This is a genomic window from Catellatospora sichuanensis, from assembly GCF_007483665.1.
Classification (GTDB): domain Bacteria; phylum Actinomycetota; class Actinomycetes; order Mycobacteriales; family Micromonosporaceae; genus Catellatospora; species Catellatospora sichuanensis.
Genome location: NZ_ML660194.1, coordinates 62340 through 75101, shown reverse-complemented (window position 1 = coordinate 75101; position 12762 = coordinate 62340). Strand labels below are relative to the sequence as shown.

Below are 12762 nucleotides of genomic sequence, written 5' to 3'. Positions count from 1 at the left end.
CCCCCCACCTCTCACGTCCAGGCCCATCCGGCCGACCCGCGCGCTACGGCCGTCCGCGTTGACGGCGTGCCGGGGAGTGGGGAGCAAAATGGGAGCTGCCCGGACACGCGTTCATGCAGAATCTCCGCCGCGGACACTACGAGGTCGCGATAGACGTCCCGCCCGCCCAGCGGGTCGCCGCGGCGTTCGCCGAACTCGCCACGGCGATCTGACCCGCAGGTCCGACACGGTCCAGCACGTCCCCCGATGCCGCATCGCAACGGCATCCAGCGGGACCCGTGGGTGCCGGACGCCGCCCGACGCCGCCTGGTCCCGAGCGGCACCTCCAGTCGCGGTCCGCGAACACTTCGGCATGACCCCGAAAGCGGCCCACCTCGATGAGCCGTGGTGTCTGGGACGCCGCGGCTCATCGAGGTCGTTCGGCTTTGCTTTCTAGAGCTTGATGAGCCCGGTCAGGTCGGCATCGGCGATCTTGCCGTTGGAAACGCGGACCACGGCGAGCGAGCGGCCCACGGTGCCGTCAGGCAGCGCGACGGTCACGAAGTACAGGCCCGACTCCACGTGGACGAAGCCGAACCAGCCGTCGCCGTCGGTGCGCCGGGTCTGCGTCACACCGTGGCCGAGAATCGGCTTCAGGGAGACCGTGACCTGGTCCAGGGCGGTGCCGTCACGTAGCGCTACCCGTCCTGCGACGTGCCCGTCGGTGGGGCTCGCCTTCCACGGCATCGTCGGCACGACCGCCTCGTCGGCGAACGGCGCATTCGGCCCGACGGTGAGTGCCTCCACGAGCTTGGCGCGCTCGCCGTCCCTGACCGCAGCCGGTTGGCCGACCCCGGCCATGCTCGGGTTTGCGTAGGAGTATCCACTCCATCCCGCTGCCGTGTTGCCGGCGGCGGTCGGCGCCAACGCCGATCGCACCTGGGCGAGACTGTCGGGAACGGAGTTCAGGTAGAGCGCTGGGCCGACCACGGCCTGCCGGTCGCCCTGCCAGTCCGCGAGGACCTCTGTCCACTCGTCGTACATCTGCTTCTGGTCGGGCATCCAGTTGCGCTTGTAGTTCATGGCCACGACCGTGTCCATGATGCCTTCGGAGAGCCAGCCCTTCCAGTCCTGCAGCACCTCGGCGTAGGTCCGTGTCTTTTCCCACCCGCCGACGCTCTGCGGCCCGAAGCCGTACGTGATGCCGTCCATGGACAGGCGGGCCTGGGGGTCCGCCTCCCACATCCCGAGGTAGATCTTGCGGACCAGGCCGGTCATCTGCTCGCGGCGCCAGTCCGTGAACTGCTGGTCGGAGGGCATCGGGGTGTCGGTGCGTCCGGTGGCCGCCCGGAAGCGGGCCAGCGAGACCTCGCTGTAGCCCCAGTCGCTGTGGGTGGTGGTGGAGCTGAAGTCGGGGTAACGCACGTAGTCGAGGTTGATCCCGTCGACGTCGTACTCCCGAACGATGCTCTGGATCGCCGCGACCGTGTAGTTGTTCGCCGCAGGGTTGGCGGGGTCCATGAAGGCGTTGTTGCCCACGCGCTCGGTGCCGTCGGCCTTCTTGTTGAGCCAGCGATCCGCTCCGGTTGCCGACAGGCCGTGCTTGTTGAATACATGATCCGGCGAGGAGTGCGGCGCGGCGGCATTCCACATCGTGTTGACATTGACCCAGGCGTGGACCTCCAGGCCGGCCGCGTGGCCCTGAGCGATGACTTCGTCCAGCGGGTCGTATGGCGCGGGAGCGATCGCGGCGTCGGTGCGCGGATACAGTGCGCGGTTGCAGAAGCAGTCGTACCGGCGTGCGATCTGGACGATCAACGCGTTGGCATTGATGGCCTGGGCGTCCTGCACCAGCTTGGTGACCTGTGCGGGGGTGTACACACCTTCGTTGAACGCGTCGACCCAGTAGCTGCGCCACTGTTGCGGCGGGTCGGCGGCGGCGGCGGGCGCGGTGGCGCCGAGGCTCAGCGCGAGGAGGAAGGCGACTGCGGTGGCTAGGGCTCGTCTTGGCAAGGGGCACTCCTGGGTGAGACTGCCCAGGCGAAGCACGCCCGGAGGCAGTGGATGTCGAGCTAAGAAAATTAGCTACGACCGACTCGACTTGAAGTGAAGATAACTTACAGCGGTGTCACGTGGAAGGGTTGTCCCGCGCCATCTGCTCGATCAACCGAGCTACCGCGACCCCGATCGGCGGACGCCCGGCCGGGGGAGGGTAGGTCCAGTTGTCGGGATGGGCCGGGTCCGTTGTTGTCCTGCTTGGTCGCGAGGTACGGGCAGGTTCCGAACGGGAGGGCCGTTCGGACACCAAAGATCAACCGAAAGACTCGACCCGCCGATGCCACTGCGACGGGGATTCGGCGCGTCCTCCACCCGACAACATGAACGGGGGAGCCATGCACGAGACCCACGCCGACGACCCGCCCGCGGCGAACGGGCCGAATCCGGCCGACGCCATCGCGGCGAGCGAACTGGAGCCGACCGACGTCACCGCGGCCGGCGAGCCGGAGCCGATCGACGTCACCGGGCCCGCGCCCGCGGCCGGGCGCCGCATCGCCCCGCGCAGCCCCGACGAGATCGCCGACGAACTGCTGCGACGCCGGTTCGCCGTCAGTCGCAAAGCCGCCGTCCGCAGCGGCACCGCCGCCGCGGCGCTCGCCGTGCTCGCGGTGCTGGTCGGCATCGGGCTGCAGCAGGCGTACACCGCCGCACCGCCCTCCGCGCGCCGTCCCACCGCCACCACGAGCGCCACCTCCGCGAGCGCCGTACCGACGACCGCCGCACCCGACACCGACGCACCGGCCCCGCCCGGGAGCACCGCACCCGCGACGCTCGACGCCAACGGCGTCATCCACCGCCCCGACGGCCCCCCGGTGCGCATCCCGCTGCCCGCGGACACCCGTGCGATGGCCGCGGTACGCGTCGCCGCGGGCTGGATCGTGCGCACCTCGACCGACGACCCGCTCGCCATGCACCTGACCGTGCTCCTCGGCGACGACGGACGGCTGCGCGACTTCACGCCACGCCTGGCGGGCGCGCAGACGGCCGTCCAGGCGGACGGGCGGGCGATGGCCGCGTACCTGCATCCCCACCTGTACGTCTACGACCTGCCGTCGGGCCGGGAGCGGACCCGACTCGACGTGCGTACGGCAGCGCGCGGCAACCAGGTGCACGACATGTGGCTTACCGGCGACCGCCTACTGGTCAGCTGGGGCGTGCTGGAGGGCGCCCACCCCGGCGCGATCAGCGGCCTGGCCACGTACGACCTGACCACCGGAACCACGACAGTGACCGAGGACGTGCTGGTCGCGGACGTGTCCGGCGACGGCCGCACGGTCCTGCTGACCGGCGAGGGAAGCTGCGTACGGGTGGCCCGGATGAACCGGGCCGGGCCGCTCGCGGGAATGAAAGCGTGCCTGCCCGGCCGCACGGTGCTGCGGGCGGCACTGTCGCCCGACGGCTCCCTGGTGGCGCTCACCCTTGGCGACCAGAACGTACCGGCAAGCGAGGTGCGGCTGCGCCTGTTCCGCACCGCCGACCTCGCGGCCGGCCGTGTCTCGGAGCTCGCCGGGCACGACGGCCCGCCGCGCCCGGCCGGGTGGCTCGGCCCGGCGGTGCTGGTCGCCGTAGACGAGGGCCGCGAGACGCTGGACGAGGTGTTGGTGTGTACGGCCGCAAGCTGCCATCCGGTGCGGCTGGGCGGCGAACGAGTCGCGATCGTCCCCGCCCACCCGCGGTGACCGTGCGGGCGGTCGGTGCGCGCCGGCCTCCCGTCACACGGCCGGGTCAACCTCAAGGCCGTCCGCGCGGGCGCCGATGCCCCCTATAGCGCTGCTGTGTCTCGTCAAGATTCTGAGGCAGCTGTCGGGGAGCGTTTTGGAGCAGGCGATAGTTCTTGCGGGCGATGATCCTTTGAGGCATCGCCTGGTTTCGCGGAAAGTTTTGCCTTCCGATCACCTGCTGAAACGTGGCGGCACTTCCCGGCCTTCGTGGTGCTGGGCCGTTTTCGAATGCTAGTCCGACGGTTCCCCGGCTCGCCCGTCGGCCGCCGCCCGGCGACATCACCGATTCATCACCGATCCACGAAGTTAAGCCTATCCATGTATGGTATGGCCAACCTTGGGGAGGTTCCGGTGACGATTCTGGGCAGAATCGCCGGACGCGTCGAGCACCGCCGCACGGCCGCGCTCGCGCTGGCGACTGTCATGCTCGTAAGTCTGGTTCCCGCCGCCGACATGCCGTGGCGGCAGCGTACCGGGGACGCCGTGAGCGGCGATCCCCGCCAGGGATGGCGACCGGCCAGCGAAGGCGGCGGCACGTCGGTCGCGCGCCCGGTCGCCCTGTCTCCCGACGGCCTGCCACGCCACGATCCGCCACCGCGCGGCGCGAGCGCCGCACCGGCCACGCGCGTACGCGAGATCGCCGCGAAGCGCACCGCCAACGCCCGCGTCTTCCAGCTGTCCGACGGCCGGTTGCAGCAGGAGATCTCGGCCGGGCCGCTGCACTACCGCTCCGGCGCCGCGTGGCGGCCGATCGACACCGCCGTGCGGCCCGCGGCCCGGTCCGGCGCACCGGACGGGTACGCCTACGCCAACACCACCAACACGCTGCGCACCTACTTCGGCACCACCGCGCGGCGGCTGCTGCGCCTGGAGGCCGGCGGCGGCACGCTGACCCTCGGCGCGCCCGGCGCGCGGATCGGCCGCCCCGCGGTCACCGACGACCGGGTCACCTACGCCGACGCCTTCGGCACCGGCGTCGACCTGACCTATGTGGTGGGCGCCGGGCAGGCCCGCAAGGAGATCGTCCTGGCCGCCCTGCCGACCGGCACCGGCGACGTGGAGTTCACGTTCACCCTCACCCTCGGCGGGCTGCGCGCCGAGCACCGGGGCGACGGATCCATCGCGATCCGCGACCGGGCCGGTGCCGTGGCGCTGACGATCCCGCCGCCGTTCATGACCGACGCCGCCGAGCGCGCGTCGTCGCCCTACGGCACGACCTGGAGCGACCGCGTCCAGCAGCGGCTGAGCGTCGCGGGCGACACGGCGACGGTCACCATCGCCGCCGACCGGGCCTGGCTGACCGACCCGGCACGCCGCTACCCGGTGGTCATCGACCCCACCGTGAAGATCGCGCCCACCCCGACCGACTCGCAGGACACCATGGTCGTGCGCGAGGACGACGCCAAGGACACCAACTACGACAGCAGCTGGCGGCTGTCGGTGGGCACCACCGCGTTGCAGCCCTCCGGCGAGGTCGGCCTGTCCCGGTCGCTGCTGAGGTTCGCGCTGCCCGCGGGCATCACCACCGGCACGCCGGTCGACGCGGCCTCGCTGCAGGTCTACTACGACCAGTGGCACACGTCGAAGGCCTCGGCGGTCACCGTCGCGGCCCACCAGGCCACCGGCGCCTGGACCGAGACCGGTGCCACCTGGAACAACACCGCCGGCCTCGTCGGCACGCCCGGCGACAACACCGAGGACGTCGACGACGGCGACATCATGCAGCACGCGATCACCGGCAGCTGGCCGAACGCCACCGCCGCGGACCGGACCCTGGGCATCGGCGGCGACTACGCGTACTCCAAAAACGCCACCGCCGGCGACAAGTACACCTGGTACCCGTCCGTCACCGAGCCCGGCGACTACGAGGTGTGGGTGCACTACGTCGCCGGCCCGGACCGCAGCACCGCCGCGCCCTACACGGTCAACTTCAACGGCGGCTCGCAGACGTTCACCGTCAACCAGTACGCCGCCACCGCCGCCGCCAAGTGGACCCGCCTGGGCACCGGCACCCTGCCGTTCCTGGCCGGCACCGCCGGCACGGTCGTGCTCGGCGACGTCGCCGACGCGTCCAAGGCGGTCGTGGCCGACACCGTCCGGCTGGTCAAGCGCGGCACCGCCACCCGGCCGGCCAACGACGAGAGCAGCCGCTGGCACTCCTTCTCCGTGCGCAACATCGTGCAGGGCTGGGTCAACGGCGGCGCCAACCACGGCTTCGTACTCAAGGCCGCCGACGAGAGCGCCGCCGGCCAGGGCGGGCCGCGCTACAACGGCAGCATCTACGCGTACAACGGGGAGACCGCGGTGTATCCGCGGCTGGTGATCACCTACGCGCGGCCCGGGGTGACGTTGAGCCCGCCGACGACGATCCACGCCACCGGCGCGGAGCTGTCCTGGACGACGTACACCGACCCGTGCGGCTTCTGCGTGGGTGACGAGCTGGCCGAATACCAGGTGCACCGCAGCGTGCACCAGACGTTCACACCGTCGGCGGCGACGCTGGTGGCACCGGTGAAGGCCGGCGTCACCACCTACACCGACAGCTCCGCGGAACCGACCGCCGCGACCGACCCCGACCCGCTGGGCCGGGCCTACTACTACATGGTCGCGGTCAAGACGGCCGACGGCGGCCTGACCCCCGCCCCGACCCAGATCGTGCGCCTGCCCAAGGCCGGCCGCACGATGAGGATCATCCAGTCGGGAGTGGTCGACACCACCCTGTCGGCGCAGACCCGCGACACCAACCACGACCTGTTCGCCGGCCAGCCGTGGCTGGTCGCCGGCGCCAACGACCCGAACTACGGCACCACCCGCGCGGTGCTGAAGTTCCCGACGGCGGCGATCCCGGCCACCGCCCGGGTGGTCGACGCCGAGGTCAAGCTGTGGAACACCTGGCTCTACGGCCCGGACGGGGGCGGCGCCGGCACGTTCAAGGCGCGCGCGCTGATCCGCGACTTCGTCGAGAACCAGGCGACGTGGAACCGGGCGAGCACCGCGACCGCCTGGACCGCCGGCGGCGGCGACCTCGCGGCCACCTCCTACTCCTCGGCCACCGGGTTCACCAACGACCCGAAGCGGCAGAACTTCAACGTCAAGGCGATGGTGCAGGACTGGGTCAGCGTGCCGGCGAGCAACAAGGGCCTGGCGATCCTGCACGGCGACGAGACCAGGACCGCCCGCGCGGTGTTCCTGTCCAGCGAGGCCGCCGAGCCGGAGCTGCGCCCGCAGCTCGTGGTCACCTACGTCGACACCACGCCGGAGAGCACGTACTACATCCCGGAGACCCCGACCGCGCTCGCGGCCGGGACCACGGCGACCGTCCGGGCGACCGTCACCAACCCGACCACCGCGGCCCTGTCCGCGGGCACCTGGGCGCTGTCCTACCGCTGGACGCGCCCGGACGGCACCGCGGTGACGGCACCGCAGGCGGTGACCAACCTGCCCGGTGACGTGGCGCCGCAGGAGTCGGTCTCGTTCGACGCGCAGGTGACCGCCCCGCCGATGCCCGCCGGCGAGGCCAGCAAGCGCGCCGAGCACGTCCTGGGCTGGGAGCTGGTCAACAAGGGCACCGGGGCGTGGTTCTCGCAGACCGCCGGCAACCCCGGCGCGCTGAAGCAGAACCTCGGCGTGCAGGACCCGACCTCCGACGAGATCGGCCTGGAGGGCTTCTACGCCTACGCCGGGCGCAACACCGGCGGCGGCGGCGCGGCCATGGCCAACCTGCACTCGGGCAACCTGGTCTGGAGCTACAACGCGTTCACCAACCCGTCGCGCGGGCTGTCGACGTTCTTCCGGATGTCCTACAACTCCATGGACACCAGCGATTCGGTCGCCGGGTTCGGCTGGTCGGCGCAGGCGTCGTCGGTGCTGCGCCTCGGCACCCCCATCGACCCGCACCCGAACCCGCACGGCCGGGAGGTGGCCTTCACCGACGGCGACGGCACCACCCACACGTTCGCGATGACCGACGACCGCGGCACGCCGTCGGTGCTCGACGACGTCTACGCCCACCCAGCCGGCGTGCACCTGTTCCTGCAGCGGCTGGTCGACTGCAAGCCCAAGGACGAGTTCGACCGGGCCTGGAAGATGACCAAGCCGGACCGCACGACGTTCTACTTCGACTGCGCCGGTTACCACACGTCCACCGAGGACAAGAACTTCAACCGGATGGACTTCGTCTACGAGACGCGCAGGTCCGCCAACCAGCCGACGAAGTTCCTCAGGTACATCGTCGACCCGGCCGGGCGGCGTACGCTCACCGTCGACTACTGGGCCAAGGGTGACCCGTACGAGCTGATCAACGACAGCACGTGGACGAAGACGACCGGACTGACGAACCTGACCAACCCGTTCATCATCGACCACATCCGCCGCGTCACCGACGTCTCCGGGCGGGCGCTGACGTTCACCTACACCGACAAGGGCCTGCTCGGCGAGATCCTGGACAGTGCCACCGGCGTGCCGGCCAAGCAGTTCTCGTTCCAGTACGACATGACGCAGGGCAACAAGAACGTCAAGCTCGTCAAGGTCGTCGACCCGCGGCGCAACGCGACCAATCTCGCGTACCACTCGCCGCCGGCCGATCCGCCGGCGTACCACTGGTGGGCAAAGACGATCACCGACCGGCTCGCCGGGGTCACCCGGTACGCCTACGCCGAGACCGCGCCGAACCGGACCACCACGGTCACCGACGCGGAGAACCGGGCGACGGCGTACGTCATCGACCCGCTGGGCCGGCCGGTCCAGGCGACCGACGCCAAGAACCAGGTGATGAAGCTCGGCTGGGACGCCGACCACAACGTCAACCGGCTGGAGGAGCCCGGCGGCGCCGTCCGCACATGGACCTACGACCAGAAGACCGGATACCCGACGGAGGTCAAGGACGCCGAGGCGGTCGCCAACGGCACCGCCGGCACGATCCTGACCTATCAAACCGCGCTGAGCGGCAACACCGCCGAACTCCTGTCCAAGCGCTCGCCCGAAGGGCGGACGTGGACGTTCGGCTACTCCGGCGAGGCGGACCTTCTCACGGTCACCGTCCCGGCGGGCACCGCGACCACGACCGCCGGTGACTACACGACGACCTACACCTACGACACGTGGGGACAGCTGCTCAGCGCCAAGGACGCCAACGGCAACACCACCCGCTATGAGAACCAGGACGTCACCGGCAAGCCGCGCCGGGTGGTGGACGCGCTGGGCAAGGTGACCACGGCCGGCTATGACAGCCGCGGCAACCTGACCGAGCTGGTCGACCCGCTGCTGAAGCGGACAACGCAGACCTACGACGGCTTCGGCCGGTCGCTGGTCACCACCATGCCGCTCGACCAGGCGAACAACCAGTTCATCGTGACCCCGGCGCCGGTGTACGACGCCAACGACAACGTCACCCGGGTCACCGCGCCGAACGGTGCCGTCACCGACGCCGTCTTCGACGCCGAGGACCGGATGACCTCCGCGCTCGCCCCGAAGCACACCGCCGGCAACCCGGAACGGCGTACCTCCTACACCTACACCAAGGTAGGCAAGCTGCATACGGTCACCGAGCCGAAGGGGACCCTGACGGCCACCGCCGGGGACTTCACCACGACCTACGGATACGACGAGATCCACCGGCTCACCACCGTGACCAACGCCCTCGGGCAGCGGCTGGAATACCGGTACGACGTTGCGGGCAACGTCGCCACGATCCTGGACCCGCGCAAGACGGCGTCCCCCGACACCGCCGACTTCACCACCGCCTACTGGTACGACCGCAACCATCTGGTGCGGGTCGTCTTCGACGCGCTCGGCAAGCCCGACATCACCGAGTACGACCGCGACGGCCTTGTGAAGGCGCGCATCGACCGGGCCGGCACCCGGACGGACGTGATCCTCGACGCCCGCGGCCTGCCGGTCGAGGTGCGCTCACCGCACCGCACCGACGGCACCCCGGTCACGCCGATCACCCGGTTCGAGTACGACCAGGTCGGCAACCGGACCAAGGTGATCAGCCCGCGCGGCACGGCGACCGCGAACAACGCCGACTTCCTCTACCAGACCGTCTACGACCAACTCAACCGGGCGAAGGAGATCCTGACCCCGTACGACCCGGCCGACGCGCGGTACAACCAGGCGGACCGGACGGTCTACAGCTACGACGACGCTGGGCGCGTCACGACCGTCTCCGCTCCGCCGTCCCAGGGCCAGACCGTGCGCAACGACACCACCTACACGTACTTCGACAACGGCTGGCTCAAGTCGTCCAAGGACCCGTGGGACATCCTGACCGGGTACGCCTACAACGGGCTGGGGCAGCAGACCGCGACCGTGGTCGGTGCCGCCGGCGGCTCCTCCAGCCGCTGGATGGTCTGGGACTACCACCCCGACGGCACCCTGAAGTCGCGCAGCGACCTCGGCGTACCGGTCGGCAACCGGGTGGCGTTGACCGACAACTCCGACTTCCACAACGCCGCCACCACCGGGACCTGGGCCACCGCCACCGGCGGCACCGGCTTCCACGGTTACGACTACCGCACGCACGCCACCGGAGCCGGCACGGACACCTTCGAGTGGAGCCTGCCGATCCCCCAGGACGGCGCGTACGACGTGTTCGTCCGGTATCCGGCGGTGTCCGGCGCGGCGACGGCCGCACCGGTCAAGGTCACCCACGCCGCGGGGACCACCGACCGCACCGTCAACCAGCAGCAGAACGCCGGAACCTGGGTGAACGTCGGCAAATACCTGTTCGCCGGCGGCACCACCGGCAAGGTCACCCTCGGCCAGAGCGCCACCGGCACCGCCGTCGCCGACGCCGTCAAACTGGTCCGTGACAACACGGGTGAGACCGACGCCGAATCCAGGACGTTCACCTACGACTACGACTCCAACGGCAACCTGGACCTGATCACCGACACCAGTCCCGGTCGCCGGATCGACCGGTACGAGATCGCCTACACCGAGCTGAACCAGGTGGCGTCGGTACGCGAGATGCTCGGCGCCACCGCGGTCGACACCACGGCGCTCACCTACACGCCGACCGGCGCGGCGGAGACGGTCACCCATGACACGACCTTCTCCCGCTACGAGTACGACGCTCGCGACCTGGTGTCCAAGGTGACCGGCGGTGCCACGCCGACGGACCCGGCTTCGAAGATCACCACCTACACGTACACCGACAAGGGCGAGCGGCTGCGGGAGGTCAAGGGCAACGGCAACACCGTCGACCACACCTACTACCTGGATGGGCTGCTGCGTACGCAGGTCGAGCGCACGTCCGCCGGCGCGCTCGTCGCCGACCACGGACTGACCTACGACCTCAACGGCAACCGGATCGGCGACGCCAGCCGGAAGATGAACGCCGACGACCACGGCGCCCTCGTCGACGGCTCGGCGATGTACGCCTACGATCCCCGGGACCGGGTCGCCGGGGTGTTCAAGGCGACCGGCGGCAGCGAGACCTACGTTCACGACGCCAACGACAACGTGGTCTCGCAGTCGATCAACGGCGTGGCGACGACCTTCAACTACGACCGCAACCGCCTGCTGACCGCGGTCACATCCGGGGTGACGGCGAAATACAACTACGACCCGTTCGGCCGCCTGGACACCGTCACCGCCGCGGGCCAGGTGTTACAGCGCAAGACGTACGACGGCTTCGACCACGTCGCGGAGGAGCGCACCACCAGCGGCGGGATCACCCGTACGACCCGCTACACCTACGATCCCTTCGACCGCACCGCGACCAGGACGACGGACGCCGGTAGCCCTCAGCAGAAGACGACCGACTTCGCCTACCTCGGATTGTCCGACGAGGTGTTGGACGAGCAGGTCGCGGGCCAGGTCACCAAGTCCTACCAGTACTCGCCCTGGGGCGAGCGGCTCTCGCAGGTCACCACTGAGACCGACGGTTCGAAGGAGACCGCCTACTACGGCTACAACCCGCATTCCGACGTCGAGAGCCTGACCGGCGGCACCGGCGCCACCATGGCGACCTACGGCTACACCGCTTACGGCCGCACCGACGAAACGCAGCTCACCGGCATCGACAAGCCCGACGCCGGTGATCCCGCGAAGGAGGCGTACAACCCGTACCGGTTCAACGCCAAGCGGTGGGACTCCGCCTCCGGCGATTACGACATGGGCTTCCGCGACTACAGTCCGGCGATCGGCCGGTTCCTCAGCCGGGACGTCTACAACGGCGCGCTCGCCGACCTGAACCTCGCCGCGAGCCCGTTCACCGGCAACCGGTACGCCTTCGGTGCCGGTAACCCGATCAGCAACGTAGAGCTGGACGGCCACATCCCCGACGACTGCGTCCGCGGTGACATCAGCTGCCATCGCGACGGGGACCGGTGGATCGTCCGGCCGCGCGAGAGCGGCGGCGGTGACGACGGCGGGACCGCCGAGGAGGACATCATGGACATCCTGCCGCAGATCAAGGACGAGATCCTGGCGGAGGCCCGGCGGCTGATGGACGACGACCCCAAGGGTCTCGGGTTCTGCGGCGCCGGGGACATCGGCATCCTCTTCTGGGGCGCGTCCGGGCAGGGCTGCATCGTCAAGGCCGGCGACGAGTACGGCGCCGTCAGCTTCATCTCCGGCGACTGGGGATGGTTCGGCACCGGAGGCCCGGACGGACCGAGCGCGGCGGCGACCATCCAGACCGTCTACTCCACCGCGGAGAATCTGGGCGAGATGCGGGGTCCGTCGGTGTGCATCGCGGTGAGCGCGGGCACGGTGGCGGTCGGCGCCGCCGCGGTCTGCGCCAGTCTCAACGCCGACGACCTGTCGGACTTCACGTCGGTCTCCGTCGTCACCGGCGTCGGCCTGCAACTCGTGCCGGGGGTCAGCGGCGACGTCCAGGTCGGCTACACCGGCGCCACCGAGCTGCGCTGGCTCGAATCCGCGGTCGAGGGCACCGTCGAACACGTCGACGAGGCCACCGGCTGGTCCGCGTTCTGGGAGGCGGCGCACAACCCCAGAGCCTGGATGGGCTGACGCCCGCGCCGGCGCACTGCGGCAA

3 protein-coding genes are annotated in these 12762 nt (G+C 70.3%); 2 read left to right on the top strand and 1 reads right to left on the bottom strand.

The window, feature by feature from the left end; genetic code table 11:
• Positions 1–432: 432 nt before the first annotated feature.
• On the bottom strand, positions 433–1992 hold the full coding sequence (locus FLL47_RS14580; protein ID WP_144121064.1) for a family 10 glycosylhydrolase: 1560 nt from the start codon (positions 1990–1992) through the stop codon (positions 433–435).
• A gap of 380 nt (positions 1993–2372) precedes the next feature.
• Here FLL47_RS14580 and FLL47_RS14575 point away from each other — a divergent pair, with 380 nt between their 5' ends.
• Both FLL47_RS14575 and FLL47_RS14570 read left to right on the top strand, forming a co-directional pair.
• The gene (locus tag FLL47_RS14575; protein WP_144121063.1) at positions 2373–3716 is read left to right on the top strand and encodes a hypothetical protein; all 1344 of its coding nucleotides are present in this window, start codon (positions 2373–2375) and stop codon (positions 3714–3716) included.
• 393 nt (positions 3717–4109) lie between these two features.
• Complete coding sequence (locus FLL47_RS14570; RefSeq protein ID WP_186315737.1) at positions 4110–12737, top strand: golvesin C-terminal-like domain-containing protein; 8628 nt, start codon at positions 4110–4112, stop codon at positions 12735–12737.
• Positions 12738–12762: the final 25 nt, after the last annotated feature.

Bases quoted from the DNA above. Each gene is read 5' to 3' on its own strand.
- FLL47_RS14575 (WP_144121063.1), top strand. From the start codon at position 2,373: ATGCACGAGACCCACGCCGACGACCCGCCCGCGGCGAACGGGCCGAAT.